The organism is Herpetosiphon llansteffanensis (assembly GCF_003205875.1).
Classification (GTDB): Bacteria; Chloroflexota; Chloroflexia; order Chloroflexales; family Herpetosiphonaceae; genus Herpetosiphon; species Herpetosiphon llansteffanensis.
Map to the genome: position 1 here is coordinate 48764 of NZ_PUBZ01000085.1, position 19077 is coordinate 67840.

General features: G+C 52.7%; 15 protein-coding genes. 7 read left to right on the plus strand and 8 right to left on the minus strand.

Annotated features, from left to right (window positions below):
* Positions 1-3: 3 nt before the first annotated feature.
* The 3 genes from C5S61_RS09570 to C5S61_RS27245 all read right to left on the minus strand — a co-directional run bounded on the left by C5S61_RS09570 (position 4) and on the right by C5S61_RS27245 (position 4786).
* A complete protein-coding gene (locus C5S61_RS09570; protein WP_110514835.1) occupies positions 4-3285 on the minus strand; it encodes a tetratricopeptide repeat protein in 3282 nt (1093 codons plus the stop codon).
* A 102-nt stretch (positions 3286-3387) separates the two neighbouring features.
* On the minus strand, positions 3388-4041 hold the full coding sequence (locus C5S61_RS09575) for an ATP-binding protein (RefSeq protein ID WP_240614486.1): 654 nt from the start codon (positions 4039-4041) through the stop codon (positions 3388-3390).
* A 19-nt stretch (positions 4042-4060) separates the two neighbouring features.
* Positions 4061-4786, minus strand: a complete 726-nt coding sequence (locus C5S61_RS27245; protein ID WP_164689319.1) for a DnaD domain-containing protein — start codon at positions 4784-4786, stop codon at positions 4061-4063.
* A 203-nt stretch (positions 4787-4989) separates the two neighbouring features.
* Here C5S61_RS27245 and C5S61_RS09585 point away from each other — a divergent pair, with 203 nt between their 5' ends.
* From C5S61_RS09585 to C5S61_RS09595, 3 genes are all read left to right on the plus strand, one after another.
* Entirely contained in the window at positions 4990-5721 is a 732-nt protein-coding gene (locus C5S61_RS09585) for a YdgA family protein (protein ID WP_110514837.1), read from the plus strand.
* 39 nt (positions 5722-5760) lie between these two features.
* On the plus strand, positions 5761-6444 hold the full coding sequence (locus C5S61_RS09590) for a hypothetical protein (protein ID WP_110514838.1): 684 nt from the start codon (positions 5761-5763) through the stop codon (positions 6442-6444).
* A 333-nt stretch (positions 6445-6777) separates the two neighbouring features.
* A complete protein-coding gene (locus tag C5S61_RS09595) occupies positions 6778-7386 on the plus strand; it encodes an FFLEELY motif protein (RefSeq protein ID WP_110514839.1) in 609 nt (202 codons plus the stop codon).
* Here C5S61_RS09595 and C5S61_RS09600 read toward each other — a convergent pair.
* The 5 genes from C5S61_RS09600 to C5S61_RS09620 form a co-directional block, all read right to left on the minus strand.
* Positions 7371-8915, minus strand: a complete 1545-nt coding sequence (locus tag C5S61_RS09600) for a UDP-N-acetylmuramoyl-L-alanyl-D-glutamate--2,6-diaminopimelate ligase (RefSeq protein ID WP_110514840.1) — start codon at positions 8913-8915, stop codon at positions 7371-7373. The two genes, C5S61_RS09595 and C5S61_RS09600, sit on opposite strands and share 16 nt — an antisense overlap.
* Before the next feature lie 9 nt (positions 8916-8924).
* Positions 8925-9989: a lipid II:glycine glycyltransferase FemX gene (locus C5S61_RS09605; protein WP_205701380.1), complete on the minus strand. Its 1065-nt coding sequence runs from the start codon at positions 9987-9989 to the stop codon at positions 8925-8927.
* Entirely contained in the window at positions 9986-10723 is a 738-nt protein-coding gene (locus C5S61_RS09610; protein WP_164689320.1) for a PIG-L deacetylase family protein, read from the minus strand. Before C5S61_RS09610 ends, C5S61_RS09605 begins: the two co-directional genes overlap by 4 nt.
* A gap of 206 nt (positions 10724-10929) precedes the next feature.
* Entirely contained in the window at positions 10930-11937 is a 1008-nt protein-coding gene (locus C5S61_RS09615; RefSeq protein ID WP_110514843.1) for a HEAT repeat domain-containing protein, read from the minus strand.
* Positions 11938-12214: 277 nt separating this feature from the next.
* Positions 12215-13354, minus strand: a complete 1140-nt coding sequence (locus C5S61_RS09620; RefSeq protein ID WP_110514844.1) for a polysaccharide deacetylase family protein — start codon at positions 13352-13354, stop codon at positions 12215-12217.
* Between the two features lie 245 nt (positions 13355-13599).
* Between C5S61_RS09620 and C5S61_RS09625 the strand changes: the two genes are divergently transcribed.
* From C5S61_RS09625 to C5S61_RS09640, 4 genes are all read left to right on the plus strand, one after another.
* Positions 13600-15441 carry a hypothetical protein gene (locus C5S61_RS09625; RefSeq protein WP_124033415.1) on the plus strand — a complete coding sequence of 614 codons (1842 nt, stop codon included), beginning with the start codon at positions 13600-13602 and terminating at the stop codon, positions 15439-15441.
* A 71-nt stretch (positions 15442-15512) separates the two neighbouring features.
* Positions 15513-16505 (plus strand): YpdA family putative bacillithiol disulfide reductase, encoded by a 993-nt coding sequence (locus tag C5S61_RS09630; RefSeq protein WP_110514846.1) that lies wholly within the window; start codon positions 15513-15515, stop codon positions 16503-16505.
* Entirely contained in the window at positions 16505-17683 is a 1179-nt protein-coding gene (locus C5S61_RS09635) for a class I SAM-dependent methyltransferase (protein ID WP_110514847.1), read from the plus strand. The genes C5S61_RS09630 and C5S61_RS09635 overlap by 1 nt, the downstream gene beginning before the upstream one ends.
* A 292-nt stretch (positions 17684-17975) precedes the next feature.
* Positions 17976-18869 carry a metallophosphoesterase gene (locus C5S61_RS09640; RefSeq protein ID WP_110514848.1) on the plus strand — a complete coding sequence of 298 codons (894 nt, stop codon included), beginning with the start codon at positions 17976-17978 and terminating at the stop codon, positions 18867-18869.
* Positions 18870-19077: the final 208 nt, after the last annotated feature.

Consider the following 19077-nt stretch of genomic DNA (forward strand, 5'->3'; position numbering starts at 1 on the left):
ATTTTAGCCCTTGGCAACCTGTTGCTGATCGAGCATACGTTGGGCGGCGCTTTGCAACGCTTCTACCCGCTCGTCATCGGGCAACAATTTGGCCAGTTGTTTGTAGGTTCGCACTGCTTGACCATACTCTTGCACGCGCATCAGCACATCGGCTAGCTGCTCGTAGGCATCTGCATCTTTTTGGTCAAGCGCAATCACTTGGTGAAATGAAGCAATTGCTTCTTCGTAATTGCGTTGCTGAATCGAGAGCCGCGCAATTTCGCGCAATTGCACAACCGCATCTTTGGTGCGCAACGAGAGAATGTTAAAGCTGACCAAGTGTTGGCGGGCTTCGGTATCGTTGGGCGCAATTTGCACAATTCTATTGTACATTTCGGCAGCCTTATCAACTTTGCCCAAGGTCCAATACACATCAGCAACTTGTTGAATACTGGCAACAGCATCCTTGACTAAGCCTTGCTTGCGTTGCAATTCGGCCAGTTCATTCAAGCCTACCAAGCCCTCGTCAAGATACCCTCTTCGCATCAGCATTTGGGCATGGCGCGATTTGATTGGGATATTCTTGGGTGCGAGCTGCAAGCCTGTTGCCAAAATCTCCAAAGCCCGATCAAGCTGGCTTTGGCTTTCGTAGTAGCTTGCCAACTCGTCAAGCTGCGTTAGAGCTTCGGGCAAGCGGCCTTGGCGGAAGTAAATGTCGGCAAGTTTAGTATAGGCTTGGCGATCGTAGGGCAGCAATTGCTTGACCCGTTGCAAGGCTTGAATCGCGCCTTCGAAGTTTTCATTGGCGGCGTAGGCTTCGGCCAAGCGGCGTTGCAACTCGCCCTCGTTGAAGGGCTGGGCAAAGGCATGCTTGGTGCTGAGCGCTGGCACCGTGCCGGTAATCAGAATCGCCTCAATTTTGCGCAACTGCTCAATCGAGCCAGCAGCGTTGCCTTCGGCGATATAGCTATCGGCAATCGCTTGATAGACCAACACTGGCGGAACCAAGGGATCTGCGTCAATTTCCAGCAATTCCAAGGCCTGATTGAACGAGTGCATTGCCGATTGATGTTGCTTGGTCGATTGTTGAATCAGGCCCAAGAGAAACTGAATAATTGCCCGATCGGTGATCAAGGTGACCGAGCGATATTCTGCTTGCACATCGTTTAGCTGTTGCGGATGGCTGGCCAACTTTTGCATCAAGCTCGCCACTGAATCCCAAATTGCATCGGGAAACTCGCCCATCATCGCCAAGGCAATATTTGCTTGCGCCATCACCACCAAATCATCGGGCTTTTGCACGATGACGCGCCGGAACTCTTCCAAAGCTGCTTCCCAGCGTTCAAGTTTGAGCAGCACTTGGCCGTATTGAGCGCGTAAATTGACGCTATCAGGTGCCCATTCGAGCAACTTGCGGAACTGCTCAAGCGCCTTGACGGTTTGGCCTTGGCGGAATTGTTGGTTGGCAACGTAGGCCAATTGTTCGGCAGCTTCGTCGTTGCGGCCTTGCTTGCGCAACACTTCGGCCAATTCAGCTCGAATAATCGTGCTATCGGCTGAAAGATCAATTAATTTGTGATAAACCCCAATTGCTTTGTGCGTTTCGCCGCGTGCTTTGTAGGTTTCGATCAACAAATTGAGCTTTGATAAGGCTTGATCCATGCGCCCGAAGCGTTCGAGAATTTCGGCCATGCGCAGGTGAATGGCATAAAACTCAAGATCGTAGCGAATAATTTCGTGGCAGGCATCGAGCGCAGCATACAAGAAATTTTGCTCGGTAAACGATTCGCTGGCCTCGACCAAGCGCTGAATCCGCTCGCTGCGACCTTCAGTATCGATTGGGGTAAGCGGCGCAAAATGCACTTCGCTGACTGGGGGCAAATTGGCGGCCAAGACATCAAGCGGGTCGATGTCGGTTAGCAAGGTTTGCGGCGACTGAGCTAGATGGTTGGTATTGCTGTTAATCAAGGCCTCAAGGCTAGCCATATCATCCATCGGGTTGGCTTCGACGCGGCTTTTGGGGCTAAGAAAATCGGTGATTGACGGCATCTTGCCCCAAGTTTCGGTCTGTGGCTCGGGCACAGCCTCTTCTGGGGGTGGCGCGTTCAAAATGCCCGTACCAAGCATGCGCAATTTCGACATCATGCTGCGGTCGGTTAGCTCTTTGGCTTTGGTATTGTATTGGGCTGCCTGTTCTGTGCCCCAACGCTTGCCCTGCAAAAAGCCCGCCAAGGTTGAATACAACGAGGCGGCCCGTGCTACGTCGCCAAGCTCAAGATAAATAGCCGAGGTCGCTTCGTACATATCGATCAAATCGGTGGCTTCTTCTTTGCCAATTGATTGCAAATCGACGTAGCGAATCGCTTGCTCGAACTCTTGGGCGGCGCGTTCCATTTGGCCAATTTTTTGGTAGATTGTGCCAATCGCGAAGTGGGCCGAGAGCGCATATTCATCGTTGTGGCTGGCAATGTCGAGCACGCGCAAGGCATCTTGGTGGCGCTCAAGCTCATCGTAGATCAAGCCCAAGCTATATTGCATGTCGGCGCGTTCGGGCAGCACTTCGACCACCCGTTCATACATTTGGGCTGCTTGCTCCAACAAGCCATTATTTTGGTATTCAATCGCCTCGTTGACTGCGCGTTCGATTTGCTCTTTGGTTTGCAAGCGGCCTTGGTCGGGCAATTGATCGCCGGTTGCTGCGGTAATTAATGCTTGGCGCGCCAGATCGACTTTTTTCTTGAATTCTTGGGCAGAGAGGCTGGCAGGGTCGACGTTGAGTGCTTCGACCGCAGCTTCATCGGCGGCATCGTATTGCTCAGCATCGTAAAACTGCTGGCCCAAGTTCAAATATTCGCGAATCGCGCCAGGTTTATCGCCTGATTCAGCCAGCACCATGGCCAAACGCACCCGTGCCTCTTCGTGGCTGGGGTGAATATCCAAAATATCGCGGTAGGCGCGTACGGCCTTGAGCGGCAATTTTTGGTCGATCAAGCGTTCGGCCAACTGCATAAACAGATCAATCGCTTGATCGGTGTCGCCTTGGGCGCGATAAATCTTGGCGATATATTCGGTGAAAATTGGATTATCAGGATTGCGTTTGAGCAATTCCTGCCACAATTGCAACGATTGTGGCAACTTATTGGTATGAAACAAGGCTGTGGCGACAGCAATCCGTGCCTGCTCGTGAGTTGGAAATTCGGTCATGGCGCGAGCGGCTTCAGTTAAGGCCTTGTTCCAATCGCCAGCACGTGATGCAAGCTGATATTGTTCTAACGCACGGTCAAAAATTGCTTGGTTCCCTGCCATCCGAACCCCCACAGACACAAGGATGAAGAACTTCGTTGGATGAGTGTTGGCGTTACAGCCAGTTGCCTGGAATAACGTTGCACACTCGGCCCGTTGGCGATCTTACTTGTATCGAATGTTATTGTTACGTGTTGTTTGTCGATAGTCTTTCGCTTGGATTACGGTTTGTCTACAGAGTTCCACATCTAATAAACGAGAGGCAATCCGTGGATCAAGCTTATCTAAATCGACATTCGTTGTAAAAACCGTTGGTAAGTGATTATTATAACGGTGATTGATAATTTGGAACAATTTTTCGCGCGCCCACGCAGTTGAACTTTCTGCACCCAAATCATCAAGGACCAAAAGCTTAATATTGCGAATTTTCTCAAAACGCTCGTCATAAGCCACTTCAGAGCTTGGACCAAAGGTCGAGCGCAGGTAATCGAGCAAATCGGGCACGACCATAAAGATCGTATGATACTCGCGGCGCACTGCTTCGTTGGCGATGGCGGCTGCAAGATGGGTTTTGCCACAGCCATACCCTCCAACTAAAAGCAACCAACCTTTCGGTGCTTGAGCAAAGGCCTTGGCTCGTGCAAAGGATTCGTTAACCCCAACGATATGCGCGTTAAAGGTCTCAAAGGTTTTGCTTTCAAAGGCCTGCAAATTACTTTGTTGCCATAGTTTATCACGTTGGCGAACTTCTTTTTCTGCTTGTTTACATTGGCACGTGTTTAATAGTCCAAAGTTTGGGTCGCTAATCGGCACATCCATGCAGAAATAGCCAGCACCCTTACAAATCGGACAAGTCTCCTCCATCGGAGTCGCCGCTTCTTCCGAAGAGGGCGGCATATTTGCCCGTGGTATATTTGCTGAGATCGAAAAGCTGCTCGGATCGATGCGACGTAGATTCTTTTCCATCGGTTTCCCACCGTTCTAGTATGCGCCGAATGTAGCGCCAATTGCGCACATTGGCTTCAACCGCTTTGGCGATGGCTTCTGCGAGCCATTCAGCGGGATATTTGGCGCTGGCCTCGTGCAATTGCTCAATTAGCAATGGCGTGAGCAGGCCAATATTTTTTTCGTATAGGCCAAAAATGGTTGGTTGAGCGGCAGGGCTGGCTTCTGGGGCCAGCACCCGTTGACCTGCTTGGCGCTCGACCCAATGGCGGTTGGCTTGGGTGTTGACCAAATACCAACTAACCACGCGGCCAGGCTCTGTGCTGATTAAGTGCAGCAGTGTGCTGCGTTCAACTGCCAAGCCCAAGGCTTCTTCTAAAACATCGCTGGTTGGGCGCAATTGCGAAACACTGCGTAACGCTTGGGCCAACACAGGATCACTGCATAACGCATCCCATGAAACCCGTTTGGCCCGCCCGCGCTGCTGGCTTACCAACCAAAAGATGTGCAGGGTTACTTTAAGCTCAGCCAAATTGCTGATCGAAGGTAGAACATCGCTAAAGAATTCTGCCGGTAGCGGCACGAGATTCTCAGTTGAGAAGCCATGAAACGCCGCCACGGGTTGCCTCCAAAAGTAGCACTGCGCTGATTCGTCTGTAATCAATGATACCACATGCCGCAACGCTTGCGACCAACTATCCACAGTGGCATTTGCCTCGATCTCGCCTAGCGTTGAGCGCAGGCTGGGAACTTCTCAGGGCCAGCAAACGTTATGCCTTTAATCTAATCCTTACTTCTATTGTAGCAAGATGGAGTTTCGTAATGCGCCGAATTTTAGGCCTTGTGGCAGTTTGTGTCGCGCTTTGGCACGTTTCGCCAGTTGCCGCCTGTAAAATGATGGAACCAACGATTGATAGCGTGACCCAACAAGCTGAGCTGGTGGTTGTCGCAACTGTTACTAAGGTTGAAGGCAGCCAAGCAACGTTTAGCGTTGAAACGCCAATCAAAGGCAGCATGCCGCAAAATGATCTCGATGTGCTCAACCATCAGATTCACAACGGCCCTGATTGTCAGCCAAACTTAGGCGATGGCAATCGGTTTATTGAAGGCAGCCGCTGGGTTTTGTTCCTTGTGCCAACCACGCTCGACCCCGATATTACTTGGCAAACCGCCAGCTTTGGCGATTATGGTGCATTGAAAGTTGAACAAGATCAAGTAAGCTATACCGAGCAAGGCGCTCCCCAGCAAATGGCATTGCCTGATATGGTCGCAACCTTGACCAACTTCAGCGGGCTTAATCCTAATCAGTTGGGTGAGCCGATGATTGGCAATCCTGCGGTCGAGCCAGCAATTATGCCAACCCCAGACCCAGCCTTGGTCGAACCATTGCCAAATACCAATGCCAACCCTGCTGCGCCTGTTGCTGCTGCTCCAGCTGCAACCAATCCCAGTAGCGCCCCAAGTTGGTTGCCATGGCTGCTGGTTGGTGTTGCCGTCGTTGCTGCAATCGGAGCCTTGATTGGCTGGCAACGCAGCCGCAAAGCGCAACAATAAGCGCTTTTTGTGGGAGTCGTTGATTGTAAGGAGGCTAGGATGCGTTGGATATGGGGATGTTTGCTTGGTTTGGTCGTCGTTTTGTGGTCTGCAACTCCAGTTGCTGCCTGCTCGCTGGCCGTGCCAACCCTTGATGGTCTAGCCCAACAAGCCGATCTGATTGTGGTGGCGACGGTCACGCAAAGCGAAGGTAATCATGCCTTATTCATGGTCGATACATTGATCAAAGGCAATATTGCCAGCGAGCCATTCAGCGTCCTCGATCATACAATCGATTATGACGCAATGTGTAAGCCTATTTTAGGGCTTGGCAATCGCTTTGCAGAAGGCAGCACATGGGTTTTGTTTCTTGGCCCAAATCAATTCGATGGCCCTGCGGTTTGGCAACCAATTAGTTTTGGCAATGCTGGCTCACTCGATGTTGATGAGGATCAGGTACGCTACTTCGAGCAAAACCAAGAAATCCGCCAACCACTGGCTGATTTGATCAGCACCCTGACGAATTATAGTTTGGCAGGCGGCCCTACGGTCACTGTGTTGCCAGTCGATCAAACTGCCGAGCCAAAAGCACCACCGAGCATGCCAACCGCAACCCCAGAGCCTGTGCTCCAGGTTGATCAGCCTCAAGCAACCGAGCAAGCAAGCGTTTTGCCTTGGGTTTTGGTTGGCATCGCAGTCTTGGCTGGGGTTGGCGCATTAATTGGCTGGCGGCGCAGTCAATAAAGGCAGAAGGGAAAAGGCTAGTGACTTTTGGCTATTGGCTATGGGATTGACAACCAAGAACATGCCCTCACCCCCAGCCCCTCTCCCACTGAACGCGGGCGAGGGGAGCACCCATTGTTCACCGGCACATTGTGGCAAAACCACGGGATTAAAGCCCCTCACCCGCGCCACGGGAGAGGGATTGGGGTGAGGGGATCACGTGGTGGTTAACCTGATGTACCATTACAGCTAGCCAAAAGCCATCCGCCCTCTGCGTTAAATCCATTTCTATGCGATGACACAGCGTGCTACAATGGTTGCTATGACAGAATTCAAGCAACGGTGCTTCGCCTTATGCCATCAGCCAAGTATTACAACTATCTCCAAATTTTTCAGGCCAAACGCTTAGAACGCGATTACAAACATCTCCTCGCCGAGCAGCAATACCATGGTTTAGCCCAGTTTTTTCTTGAAGATATGTATGGGCCGTATGATTTTCATGCCCGCGATACCCAAGCCCGGCGTTTACACCAATTTATTCACTTGGCTCCGGGCTTGAGTATTGAAGATATTGAGGTAACGCTCGATTTGCTCAATCTCACGGTTCGGCTCGATCAGCAGGTTGCCGATTGGCTTGAGCACAACGGCGTAGCCTTGCCATTTACCGAAGCTCAATACGAAGAGGCCTATTATCGGGTGAATAGCTTTGAGCCACGGGTACGCCAAATCGAGTTGATCAACGAATCGCTGCGGCGTGTCCATCGCTTATCGCGGATTAGCCTGCTTGGCACGGCGCTCAACAATACCAAAACTTTTGCCAAACTGATGGGCATGGGCGAATTGCATCGCTTTTTGCGCCGTGGCTATCAGGCACTCCTGCCAGTTCATGATCTCAAGCCCTTCCTGACCCAAGTGACCCATACCGAGCTTGATCGGCTTAAACGGATTTATCGTTTGGTATAGCCCAAGCCTTGCAAGGCCCGTTCAGCCTCGTGATGCTCGTTCCAATCGATGTCGCCGCTGGCGTAAATGATATTGCCTTCGTGGCCTTTACCGAGCAAAAGCACCACATCGCCAGCTTTGGCCGTGGCCAGCGCTTGCTCAATCGCTGTGCGGCGATCAGGAATTAGCCAGCAATTATGATCGATAATTTTGCCCTCAGCTTGTGCTCCCGCCGCAATTTCCTGCAAAATCTGCATCGAATCCTCGGCGCGCGGATCTTCATCGGTCAGGTAGAGCAAATCGCACCATTTGGCGGCAATTTGGCCTTGAATCGGACGCTTGGCGCGATCACGCTCGCCTGCTGAACCAAAGACCGCAATCAAATTGCCTTGGGTCAATGGGCGCAGCATGCTCATCACTTGCTCAAATGAATCGGGATTGTGGGCATAATCGACCAGCACGCTAAATGGCTGGCCAAGCTCAACTTGCTCCATGCGCCCGTTGATGCCAGCAATCGCTTCGAGCCGCTGAATTGCTGCCGCTAAATCGACTCCGCGAGCCACACACACGCTCAGCGCCGCTAGTACATTGTAGACATAAAACGTGCCAACTAATTGCAAATTCAGCTCGAACGTGCCTTGGGGCGTTAGCGCCGTGAAGCGCAGGCCCTTGCTGGTTGAGACAATTTCGGTTGCGCGTAAATCGGCCTCAGCATGAATCGCATAGCTCAGTTGGCGCACTTGGCTGCCTGCTGCCAGCTGATATTGCTCAGCATGCGGATCATCTGCATTGACGATTGCCACTTTTTCGACGGTTGTGTTTTGGCCAAGAATTGATTTTTGGCTGGGGCTGGTGCTCAGCAAATGAAATAATTGGGCTTTATCGGCGCGATATTGCTCGACCGTGCCATGGTAATCGAGGTGTTCGTGGGTTACGTTGGTAATTAATGCCACATCATAGGCACAATCGCCAAGTCGATTCCAACGCTGTGATAAGCCATGCGAGGTGCTTTCCACCACTGCATAGCGACAGCCAGCAGTGACCATTTCGCGTAGCATAGCCTGAATTTCCAAAGCTTCGGGGGTTGATTGGCGGGTTTTGTTGGCCCATTGGCGTGGGCCAATTTTAAAATCGACGGTGCTCATAAAGCCAACCAACTCGCCGCTGGCTTCCAAGGCTGCCGCAGTTAAAAAGGTCGTCGTGGTCTTGCCCTTCGAGCCAGTAATGCCAATTACTTCTAATTGATTGGCGGGGTAATCGTAGAATGCGGCGGCAATCGGCGAGAGCGCAACTTTGGCATCGGCAACCAAGGCCGAGGGAATGCTGGCTGGTGGCGCTTGATTGGGATCATCATAGACCACCGCCACCGCGCCTTGCTCCAAGGCCGCCGCAATATAACGATGGCCATCGACGTGTACGCCGTTGATTGCCACAAACAGCGCGCCTGGCGTAACCTTGCGTGAATCATAGGCCACGTTGCTAATGCTTGTGCTGTGATCACCAGCAGCTTGATGCGAAACATGCAATAAAAGTTCAGCCAACGATTTCATCAATTATTCCTATTCAGAACGGCGGCGCTGCCAAAGCCAATACGCCGGACGCAAGAAAACACGATCATAAGCTGGCAGATAGCGGACTGGTTGGCCGCCCCAGCCTTTTTTGAAGCGATAGACCCCGGCCATGCCCGTTGCTTGTGCCGCTTGTTCTAAACGTTCGCGTTCAGCAGGGTCGCTGGTGGTTTCAAGCGCTAAGAATGCTTCGGGAATGCCCCAAAAATCGTAGAGCGTGCAGCCCCGTTGTTTGGCCCAGCTAATTGCGGCCCATTGCAAGGCATGGCTAGCGGCAAATTTCAGGCCTTCTTCGTTGGTGCCGCTATACATATATTGGGCTTCAGCGCCTTGAGCAAACACCAAAAAGCTGCCAATCACCCGACCTTCGCGTTCAGCAATCAGCAAACGGGCTGCGCCATCTGCTTGATCACCGCCAAACAAGCGCCATGCTTGAGCGTAATACTCGCGGCTATGAATGCCAAAATTAGCGCGTTGGCTGGTGGCTTGCATAATCGCATAAAACTGGTCGAGATCGGCCTCAGTTGTGCTAACCCGAATCGTCACGCCTTGGCGCTCGGCGCGGCGCACATCGGCGCGATGGCCTTTGCTTGCTTGTGCTTGCAAGGTTGCCAACTCAGGCTCAAGCTGAAGGTGAATCGAGGCGCTTGGCTGCATACTGCTGCTTGGCTCGTAGCCCGCCAACAACAGCTCAGAGTGCAGTTCTGCAGGCGTTCCAGCATCAAGCACATTTGGCTCTAGGCGCAAAAATGCTGCCCAACGCTTGCGGGCCAAGCGCTCCAAACTTTGCAACAACAAGCGATTGGCTGCTTGATCAGCTGACCAAATTGGGCCACGCGGCACATAGGCCACCCGCAAGCCATATTGTGAGCGCCACAGAATTTGTGCTCCGGCGCAAAACCCATGTTGGTTGTAGATGGCGATGCGTTGGGGTTGCCAGCCAAATTGGGCTTTGAGCTGGCCCCATTCTGCCTGTTGTAAGAGATGGGCTGTGGGCTGCGTTGCTAGATCCGCCGACCACTGCGCTGCATCAAGCTCGCGTAGCGCAAAACTCACGCTTGGCCTCCTCGCCATAACCGCTCAGCAAAACCGTGTTCGGCCACGCTGGCTGCATAATCGCCTAGCTCTTGCTGCATCGCTTCGACTGTGCCAAATAACTCAACCATTTGGCTGGCATAATCGGCAACCGCAGCAAGTTTGGTGGCTAAAGTTTGGTCGATTTGAATCAGCTGATCAAGCGTTGGTTGAACTTGGGCCAAGCGTTGCTCGCGGGCATTGTTGCGGGCAGAATAGGGCAAATCTTCATACCAACGCAGGTTTGAGAGCACCTTTGCTGCCACGCCATGGGTAATTTGATGATCGACGTGATTGCCAACCGCCAAGGGTGCATACCACTGAGCTGCAGGATATTGCTTGGCCAGCGCTTGCAGTTGGCTGGTTAAGCTGGCCCACAGCAAATCGTTAGGAATGGGCGTGCCAAAAATCGCCTCGACAGAATCATAAGCAGCGTGGCGATAAATCGCATCGTGCTGCTCAAGAAAGAGCAAATCGGCTCCGAGCCGATCGGCTGCAGCTTGATCTTCGGCCCGCCGAATGGCGATGGGATCGCTGGCTGCGCCCCAACGTTCGTGCAAATAGGCAGCAAAACTGTTGAGTTCGCCGCTTGGTGGCGCACTGCAAATCGTAACGATCAAACAACGCTCGCCAGCAGCATGCCAACCAGCCAGCGCGCCGCCAAGCGAGAGCGCCGCATCATCGAAATGGGGCGATAAACAAATGTGTTGATACATAAGAACAGAGAACATAGAACATAGAGCATAGCTGCCTTATGGATATGTTCGGCTCCTTGTTACTAGATGGGGATTGGGGATCGGTTGTTGGGGATCGGTAATAGGCTCGCCCAAGCTTCGTGCTCTTCGTGATTAAGCAGCCTAAACCTTAGCCCAACCCCCGATCCCAATTCATCCTTCATCCCTCATCCTTCATTCTTAATTTGCTATTCTTCGTCGTCGTCGCCATACCAATAATCGTCTTCGTCCTCATCGTCGTCGTCGATTGGCAACGATTGCATGGGGTCGTCGAAGAATTGGAGTTCTTTGAGTGCTTCGACTGCTGCTTCGCGGCGTGCGCCATCGACTTCTTTGATCAGTTGTTCAAGAAAGCGGCGGGCGGCTGTACCACCAATTTGGCCAAGCGCCCACATGGCGGTAGTAGCAACTTCGATGTCGCCATCGGCGGTAGCACGGGCCACGTGATTAACGATCGATTCGGCCAAATCGCCAAGCTCGCCTGCTGCTCGCACAGCCTCGAAGCGCAATAATGGCTCATTCGAACGCAAACTGTTGGTAATGGTTGGCAACCATTCATGCAAGCCAGTGCGGCCCATGGCGCAGAGCGCAGCAGCTTGCCAACCATCATCAAAGCGTTGGTAGGCAGCGCCAATTTCTTGATTGACTCGTGGATCGCTATCGGCCAAATAGCCTAAGGTTTCCAAGAGCCGTTGGCGTACCAAGGTCGATGTTTGCTGGTTGTCGTAAGCGGCCCAGAGTTGCTGTGATAACTCGTTGCTGGTGCGCTGATCCAAGCTGCCTTCGCCAGCTCGCAAGGCCCATGCGCCAAGCGTAATGGCTGCATTGGCTCGCACGCCATCGTCAGCATCGTTAACCAACAATTCGCTGAGGCGACGCAAACTAGAGCGGCGGGTATCCTCGGCCATGCCTTTGACAGCGGCAATCCGAATCGCTGGATCTTGGTCGGCGAGCAAAATGCTAAACACTGCGCGAAAATCAAGCTCTAGGCTGGCTTCGGCGACTTCTTGCATGGCTTGGGCCAAGTTGCGGCGATGGCTTGGCTCGATCCTGGTCCATTCAAATTCAAAAGTATCAGCTTCATCTTGGTCAAGGTCGTTAAAAACTTTGAGTTCGCTCAGCACGATTGGGCGATCATGGTCGCCAATTTCGATGATTGCTGCTTCAATATCGCGTTCATTTTGTTCTTCGGTCATATTTCACCTTCGTGATAGCATTGCGTTTTAGTCTACCACGGATAGATCAACGATTTGTACTAACGATAGCATAGTAGATTGGGGTTCATTGATGGTGGTGTGGCGCGTTCCCTCACCCCCAGCCCCCTCTCCCACTGGACGCGGGCGAGGGGGAGCCGACCGTTTTTCACCAAAGAATTGGAGGATAACCACAGCGTGAAAGCCCCTCGCCCGCGCCACGGGAGAGGGGTTGGGGTGAGGGCATACGTTCCCAATCCCTAGCCCCTAAACCCTCACGTTACTTGCGTTCGTAGCGTCGAACTTCGAGATCTGGCTGCAAGCGGCCTTGTTGCTCTTCACCAAGGGTTTCTTCGCTGGGCACGGTAATGGTATCGGGATCGCCATCGGAAATAAATTTAAGGTCAGGCCGTTCTTCAAACAGCTGGTACCAATATTCCAATTGCGAATCGACAGCTTGGGTGCGCCGAATGTGGTAGGGATCGAAGGTTTGCGAGTAGGGCGAAGGGCTGGCTCCACCAGTTACATCGACGGCGGCGCTCAAGGTGTAGCTTTCGCCTTCCGATTCGCCTTCACGGACTAAGCCCTCGTTGGCTGGGAACATACCCAAAGGATAGCTCAGGCTGGTGACTTTATAGCCATCGCCGATGCGCTCTTCAAGCTCTTTGATTGAGAAAGCCAATTGCCATTGGATCTGTTCTTCATCTGCTTCGTCGAGGCGTTGGTGGGTGTAGGTATGCGTGCCAACTTCGCCGCCCAAGGCCACGATTTCTTGCAGCTTTTGGGTCGCCAGCTCTGGCTGACCAAACAACACTCGTTCCTTGACATCAACATCGATCAACGGGAAGAACACGCCAATCGCTGGAAAATCTGGGTGTTCGGCGGCAAAGGCCTGCAAAATGCCCATGGCCGAGGTTGGGTCGATTGTGCCATCTTCGAGGTAGCGAAACTGGCCGTCTGATGAATCATCGAAGGTCAGCACGACTGGCGATTTGCCCAATGGTACAGTGATATTATTTGTCACCAAATCGCGCAAGGTCATTGGGTAGAAATTATTGGCATACAACCACTCTAAATCCTCGCGCAGCTTCTCAGGCGAGCGGCTATACTCTGCATCGGGAGATTCAATTAAGTGATATTCTAAGACCAACACCCAGCCAATCTCGTTGGGCGCATATTTAGCGAGATCCGCATCGTTCAAGCCAGCAGGGGTTGGCGAGGCAGCGGGGGTTGCTGTTGCGGCGAGCGTTGGCGAAGCAGCCGTCGTTGGCGAGGCGGCAGTGGTTGGGCTAGCAGCAACAGTTGTGGTTGCTGTTGGAGCTTGAGTTTGGGGCGCTTCAGTAGCAGTACCTTGACCGCAGCTAAGCAACACTCCACAAACCGTCAAACCCCACAGTCCACGAATCCAACGTCGAATCATGCCTACAGTACTCCTTATCTTTGCGATCAGCACCACGATCTTGTGCTATTATCGTGCGCGATTCTATGTTAATCATCATACTCGATCTTGCAGACCCACCGTAGCGCGAGAGAAGCGTGAGAAGCTGACAAATTCCTGAGACAGTTCCGCTAACGCGCGGTTTGTTAACTGGAGGACTGCCCATGGCCTTCGCCACACCCGAACAGGTGCACCGTTACCCTCGTCGGTTTAAATGGATTTTTGAGGTGCTTTGTACCGTCCTCGTCGTCGTTGCTGTGGTGCGCTGGGGACGTGCCGTTTTGCAGTATCTCTGGGATAGCCGCAACATCAACGCTGCCTTTATTGCTCGCGATACCTTTTACGAACCACTCGTTAACTGGTTCAACCAAACTGGCCAATCGCGGCCCCGCATCCGCGACTTGCTCGACCTTGCGCCCTCGTTTGGTTGGTTGGGCTTAACCTTGCTCGTGGTTGTCTTTGTTCGTAATTTCTTCCCCACAATTCGTACGAGTAGCCGTGGTATTTTAATTGAATGGGGCAATGGTTGGTTGCCCGTTGGTTGGGAGCAAGTGAGCGGCTTGCGGGTTACCGAGGATCTCTCAGGCGAACGCTTTGTGCTGTTGTTGCAAACCAACAATAAAGCCTTGACCAGTTGGCATCGCTTTTATAGCTTGCTCTATCGGTTTAGCTTGCGCCGTGGGGTGCTGATTACCTCGGGCATTTCCGATTTTCTGCCGTTGGTGCGTATGCTCACCAGCGAGCTTGAACAGGTCGCGCGCCAAACCAAACAACCAGTTGTTAAGCTTGATGAAAAGGCTTCCTCGCCGTTGTTTCAACTCTTGCTCAGCCCAGCTGGCTTTTTCAGCCGCCGCTCCAAGAGCGATAAAGACTATGTGGAATATGCCACCCAAGCAGGGCTAACCGCCCAACCTGGCCGCGTCGCCAGCATTATGGCTACCTATCCCAAACGCATTAGCACCTTGCTGGTTGGTGGCACGGCAATCATGGCGATCCTTGGGCTGCTACGCGTGCTCGACATGTTGCGCCAATGGATTGGCCTTAGCTTTGGCTTAGGCGGCATTTTTAGCAGCGATCCGTTGCCGCTTGATCAAAGTGTTTGGTGGCTGCCCGTTGCCGCAGTATTGTTGCTGGGTGTTTTAATTCCCATGTTGGTGGTGGTGCGCAATATTTTGCCCGATATTGAATCGCGCCAAGAAGGCTTGATGGTGCGCTATTTCAACCGCTGGCTGCTGGTGCGCTGGGAAGAAATTATCGCCGTCAAAACTGCTAGCCTCTCGGAAGAAAACCATGTGGTGCTGATTCAAACCACCAACCAAAGTTTGAAGTTGATGCATCATCTTTCGTCGTTGCTCTTCGATGGCTCGAATGCCCGCGGGGTTTTATTAACCTCAGCCTTGAGCGTCTACGATCCCTTGGTGCAGCAAATTGTGCTTGAAGTTTCGCGCCGCCAACGGCCAAACGAGCAAGATGAAGGCATCTTGACCGAAGACGCGCCAGCTTGGTTGTTGCGCTTGATGTTTAAACCTAGCGATGCGATCGATCGCATGGTTTCCAACATTTTGCGCCGCGAAGATAGCAACAAAATTAAATTCGATACGATGCTTACGCTTGGTCGGCCAATGCTTTGGCTGGCTGCAATTCCTACATTAATGCTTTTAGTCGAGCGCCATATCAACGGCGTTCACTATCCAACCGTTGGCTCAATTATCAATGTTTTGATTTTTGCTGGCTTCTGTTTGTTGGAATACCCAATTGCTGCCGCTGTTGCCCGCTTCAGCGAACGCAATATGGATGGCGATGCGCACTTGGCCCGCCCCTTCTACCTTTACCCAACCGCCCAATTGCCGCGAATTGTGGTGATGTTGGGCGCATTGTTGCTGCTGGTATTAAACGTACCCTTGTTGCCAATTTTGCTCTGGATTGGCGCAGCAATTTGGTCATTCCTGCTGACTTCTGGTTTGTGGGAAGGGCTGTATGGCTGGAGTGGTGGTAAATTATTAGGGATTGGGGCAATTCCGGCGATTATTCAGGTGATCGCGCTGATGATGTGGGCTTCGATGAGTTAATCAATTATGTAGCACCGCAGAGGGCGCTCAAGCTTAGCGCTCTCTGCGGTTTTTTTATTGCAAGGAGCAGTATGCAAACCTACGATCTGATTATTATTGGGGCTGGACCAAGTGGCCTGAGCGCCGCAATTGCCGCCCAACAGGCAGGCTTCAGCTATCTTGTGCTCGAACGCGGCGCAATCACCAACACGATTATCAATTATCCGTTGCAAACGGCGTTTTTTAGCACAGCACCCAATTTGACGATTGGCAATGTGCCATGGAGCAGCATTCATCCCCATCCAACTCGCACCGAAGCGTTGGCCTATTATCGCGGCGTGGTTGAGCATTTTGGCTTAAATATTCATGTTTACGAGCCAGTACAAGCGCTTGAGCGTTTAGCAGATGGCAGGTTTCAGCTGCAAACCACTCGTCACGATCAAACCAGCGCTAGCTACCAGAGCCAAGCAGTGATTGTGGCCAGTGGCTCATACGATACGCCGAATCAGTTGGCTATTGCTGGCGCTGAATTAAGCAAAGTGCTGCATTATTATCGCGAAGGCCACCCCTACTATCGCCAAAATGTCGCGGTGATTGGCGGGGGCAATTCTGCTGCCGAGGCTGCGCTTGATTTGTATTATCACGGCGCAAACGTGACGATCATCCATCAATTTGCCAGCTTAGATCAACGAATCAAACCATGGATCGCCGCCGATTTGCAGGCATGGATCGACGCAGGCAAGATTCAGCCCTTCTGGGAAGCCAATGTGACGGCGATTACCCCAACCAGCATTCAAATAACAAAGGCCGACGGCTCGCAGCACGAACAGCCCAACGATTGGATCTTTGCCCTGATTGGCTATCGCCCGAATACCAGCATGCTCGCAGCTGTTGGGGTAGAGGTTGATCATGATGCTGTGCCAAGCCATGATCCAGCAACATTTGAAACTAATGTGCCAAATCTGTTTATTGCTGGGGTTTTGGCGGCAGGCTCACATCCAAGCAAAATCTTCATCGAAAATGGTCGCGAGCATGGCCCGACAATTATTGCGGCCTTGCGCCAACGCTGGGCGGGCAAAGCCTAATGGAAATCGAAGGTTTTCGTTGGTTGTTGAGCGCTGCTGGCCAACAATTGCTGGCCGAGTTGAGCGCCGACCCTGAGCTGAACGAAGCAAACTTTTTGCGCTACACCACCAAGTTGCGCAAACGCTATCCAGCAGAGGCGGTCACGGCAGCGTTGGAAACCAGCTTGTTGCGGCGCGCTGCTCAAGCCAAATTTCCCCAAGCCAGCCAGCTGTATTTTACCCGCGAGGCGTTGGAGCAAGCCACGCCTTGGTTGGTGGCCAATTATCGCCAACGCCATTTTGCTGCTGGTTCGCGCTTGGCCGATTTGGGCTGCTCGATTGGCGGCGATGCCTTGGCGCTGGCCCAAAGTTGCCACGTTTTGGCGCTCGATCGCGATCCGTTGCGCTTGGCACTGCTGGCGGCCAATGCCCAGGCACTTGGCTTGAGCAACAACATCGCCATCCAAGAAGCCGATTTTACCAGCTTGGAATTTGCTGGCTACGATGGCTTGTTTATCGACCCAGCGCGGCGCAGCAATGGCAAACGAATTTGGGATGTTGAGCACTATCAGCCGCCGCTTTCGACGCTTGAGCGTTGGCGCAAGCAAGTGCCGATTCATGGGGCCAAGGTTGCGCCGGGCATTCCCGACGATGCCGTGCCTGCTGGCTACGATCTTGAGTTTGTTTCGCTTGATGGCGATTTGCGCGAGGCCAGTTTGTGGTGGCATGCTGGCCAAGGTGGCGGCCAACGCAAGGCCGTGGTGCTCACCAGCGCTGGCAATGAATTCAGCTTAATTGCCAATCCTGAGCAAGCGGCGGCTGCGCTGAGCGAGCCATGCGCCTATTTGTACGAGCCTGATCCGGCGGTGATTCGGGCGCATGCGGTGGCTGATCTGGCGGCGCAGCACAATTTGGCCCAATTTGATGCCAGCATTGCCTACCTCACCAGCGACAACTTGGTGCAATCGCCATTGCTCAGAGTTTGGCAGATTGAGCAATGGATGCCGTTTAATCTCAAGGCTTTGCGCCATGCGTTGCAGGAGCGCGAGGTTGGCCGGGTAACGGTTAAAAAACGTGGCTCGCCAATTACGCCAGAGGAGCTGAGCAAACAACTGCGTTTGAAAGGCCGCAATGAGCAAACCGTGGTGTTGACCAAACTGCAAGGCCAGCCGATTGTGCTGCTAGTCAAAATGCGCTAAGTTGCACGCTATCTGCTGCATATCAGCCGCATATCAGCTACATTCGCTGTTTAAAACGCTATAAACTACGTCGTAGAACGAAACAGAAGTAGGAGGTTTGCAGCAGCATCCCCTCACCCTCCAGCCCCCTCTCCCACTGGACGCGGGCGAGGGGGAGCCGACCGTTTTCTATCACACATCGCGACAGAACCGCACGATTAAAGCCCCTCGCCCGCGCACGGGAGAGGGGTTGGGGTGAGGGGATCCACTAGTACAACTACGTCGTAGAACGAAACAGAAGTAGGAGGTTTGTATGGCAGCAGCACTTTCACGCCGCAGTTTTCTGAAAATAATAGCCTATTCAACCTTGGCCACAACCGCTGGCACGCTGGGCGCAGCAGCCTATGGCTTCAATGTCGAAGCTGAATGGCTGAGTGTCCACGAAGAAACGATCGTTTTGCCGCGCTTGGCTAGTGCCTACGATGGCTATCGAATTGCCCATTTGAGCGATATTCACATTGACGATGTGCTGATGACGCGTGAGCATTGGCTGACGACGGTGCGCATGGTCAATGCCCAAAAACCAGATCTGATTGCGATCTCAGGTGATTTTATTACCAACGATGCTAGCCGTTATGCAGAGGATTTGGCGGTTGGCTTGGCGATGCTCGAAGCGCCCGACGGGATAGTTGGTGTTTTGGGCAACCACGATTATTGGAGCGATGGTAATGGCGAAACCGTGCGCCAAGTGCTACGAGCAACTGGCATTCACGATCTGACCAATCGGGCAATCAGTTTGAACCGTGGCAGCAGCAAATTACACCTGGCTGGCCACGACGATCTGTGGCCCAATCCAATTGGCCACAACGACCCAAGCACCATGAAACCAGTGCTTGACCGTTTGGTTGGTGAGTTGCCGAGCAGCGATGCAGCAATTATTTTGGTGCACGAGCCGGATACCGCCGACTTCACCGCCAGCTACAATCGCTTCGATTTGCAGCTTTCTGGCCATGCCCACGGTGGCCAAGTGCGCGTGCCAGTTAAGGGTGCGTTGCTGCTGCCCTATTTGGGTATGCGCTACCCCGACCATCGCTATAATGTTGGCTCGCTGGTGCAATTTACCTCGTGGGGCTTGGGCTGTAGCTGGCCGCAAGTGCGCTTTGGCTGTCGGCCAGAGATTGTGATGCTCAGCTTAGCGTGTGCTTAACCTCAGATGAGTATCAGCCGATTTTGAGCAAGCCAGCGGTCAAACTGTGGTATCCTAGGGCTATAGGGCATAACCAAATTAGGAGGATTGCAGGTGAAAGCCACAACCACACCACTACGCCGTGTCATGAGTATCGCAGCAGGCATCGCGCTCGGCATTGCCCTCGGAGGCGTAGTCAGCATGTTTATTTTGGTGCTGATTCTGATCT

Bases quoted from the DNA above. Each gene is read 5' to 3' on its own strand.
- C5S61_RS09570 (WP_110514835.1), bottom strand. From the start codon at position 3,285: ATGGCAGGGAACCAAGCAATTTTTGACCGTGCGTTAGAACAATATCAG.
- C5S61_RS09575 (WP_240614486.1), bottom strand. From the start codon at position 4,041: ATGGATGTGCCGATTAGCGACCCAAACTTTGGACTATTAAACACGTGC.
- C5S61_RS09585 (WP_110514837.1), top strand. From the start codon at position 4,990: ATGCGCCGAATTTTAGGCCTTGTGGCAGTTTGTGTCGCGCTTTGGCAC.
- C5S61_RS09590 (WP_110514838.1), top strand. From the start codon at position 5,761: ATGCGTTGGATATGGGGATGTTTGCTTGGTTTGGTCGTCGTTTTGTGG.
- C5S61_RS09595 (WP_110514839.1), top strand. From the start codon at position 6,778: ATGCCATCAGCCAAGTATTACAACTATCTCCAAATTTTTCAGGCCAAA.
- C5S61_RS09600 (WP_110514840.1), bottom strand. From the start codon at position 8,915: ATGAAATCGTTGGCTGAACTTTTATTGCATGTTTCGCATCAAGCTGCT.
- C5S61_RS09610 (WP_164689320.1), bottom strand. From the start codon at position 10,723: ATGTATCAACACATTTGTTTATCGCCCCATTTCGATGATGCGGCGCTC.
- C5S61_RS09615 (WP_110514843.1), bottom strand. From the start codon at position 11,937: ATGACCGAAGAACAAAATGAACGCGATATTGAAGCAGCAATCATCGAA.
- C5S61_RS09620 (WP_110514844.1), bottom strand. From the start codon at position 13,354: ATGATTCGACGTTGGATTCGTGGACTGTGGGGTTTGACGGTTTGTGGA.
- C5S61_RS09630 (WP_110514846.1), top strand. From the start codon at position 15,513: ATGCAAACCTACGATCTGATTATTATTGGGGCTGGACCAAGTGGCCTG.
- C5S61_RS09635 (WP_110514847.1), top strand. From the start codon at position 16,505: ATGGAAATCGAAGGTTTTCGTTGGTTGTTGAGCGCTGCTGGCCAACAA.
- C5S61_RS09640 (WP_110514848.1), top strand. From the start codon at position 17,976: ATGGCAGCAGCACTTTCACGCCGCAGTTTTCTGAAAATAATAGCCTAT.